1 protein-coding gene is annotated in these 1,538 nt (G+C 51.3%); it reads right to left on the bottom strand.

The window, feature by feature from the left end; all coding sequences use genetic code 11:
* Positions 1-1,538, bottom strand: a 1,538-nt coding sequence (locus G3R49_RS19875) for an Ig-like domain-containing protein (protein WP_167870827.1), incomplete at both ends; no start/stop codon positions are given.

The raw sequence follows: 1,538 nt of genomic DNA on the forward strand, positions 1-1,538 counted from the left end.
CCGTTCCAATCCGCCGCTGGGTCAAAGGTGTACGAACCATTGGCGTTCAGCACTAATGTGCCGCCTTGGACAGTCACGGAGTCGCCTGCGTTGTAAGTGGTGTTATCACCGGCAATGGTGAAGCTGACCACGCTCGTGTTATCAGATTCGTCATTGCTCAGTACGTTGCCACTTGCCTGGGTGTCTTCACCCACGATCACAGCATCATCAGCTACATCAGTGTTATCTGGTGTGACAGTAATTGTCAGTGTCGCCGTTTCACCTGTGTTGGTGGTGTAAGTGATGACCGGCAGTGTGCCGTTCCAGTCCGCAGAAGGGTCAAAGGTGTACGAACCATTGGCGTTCAGCACTAAGGTGCCGCCTTGGACAGTCACTGAATCACCTGCGTTGTAAGTGGTGTTATCACCGGCAATGGTGAAGCTCACAACAGAGGTGTTATCAGACTCATCGTTAGTTAATACGTTGCCTGAAGCTTGCGTATCTTCACCCACAGTTACAGCATCATCAGCTACGTCTGTGTTATCTGGCGTCACTGTGATGGTTAAGGTTGCAGTCTCACCTGTGTTGGTGGTGTAGGTGATCACCGGCAGTGTGCCGTTCCAGTCCGCAGCTGGGTCAAAGGTGTAAGAGCCGTTGGCGTTAAGCACTAATGTGCCGCCTTGGACAGTCACTGAGTCACCTGCGTTGTAAGTGGTGTTATCACCGGCGATGGTGAAGCTGACAACAGAGGTGTTATCAGACTCATCGTTAGTTAATACGTTGCCTGAAGCTTGCGTATCTTCGCCAACCGTTACAGCATCATCAGCTACGTCAGTGTTATCTGGCGTCACTGTGATGGTTAAGGTTGCAGTCTCACCTGTGTTGGTGGTGTAGGTAATAACCGGCAGTGTGCCATTCCAATCAGCCGCTGGGTCAAAGGTGTAAGAGCCATTAGCGTTCAGCACTAATGTGCCGCCTTGGACAGTCACTGAGTCACCTGCGTTGTAAGTGGTGTTATCACCGGCGATGGTGAAGCTCACGACTGAAGTATTGTCTGACTCATCGTTAGTTAATACGTTGCCTGAAGCTTGAGTATCTTCGCCCACGGTCACTGCATCATCAGCTACGTCAGTGTTTTCTGGTGTCACTGTGATGGTTAAGGTTGCTGTCTCACCTGTGTTGGTGGTGTAAGTGATCACCGGCAGTGTGCCATTCCAGTCAGCCGCAGGGTCAAAGGTGTATGAGCCATTAGCGTTCAGCACTAAGGTGCCGCCTTGAACGGTCACTGAATCACCTGCATTGTAAGTGGTGTTGTCACCGGCAATGGTGAAGCTCACAACAGAGGTGTTGTCAGACTCATCGTTAGTTAATACGTTGCCACTTGCTTGCGTATCTTCGCCCACGGTCACAGCATCATCAGCCACATCAGTGTTTTCTGGTGTCACTGTGATGGTTAAGGTTGCTGTCTCACCTGTATTCGTGGTGTAGGTGATCACCGGCAGTGTGCCGTTCCAATCCGCCGCTGGGTCAAAGGTGTACGAGCCATTGGCGTTAAGCAC

The sequence above is a fragment of the Shewanella sp. WXL01 genome (assembly GCF_012263345.1).
GTDB lineage: Bacteria > Pseudomonadota > Gammaproteobacteria > Enterobacterales > Shewanellaceae > Shewanella > Shewanella maritima.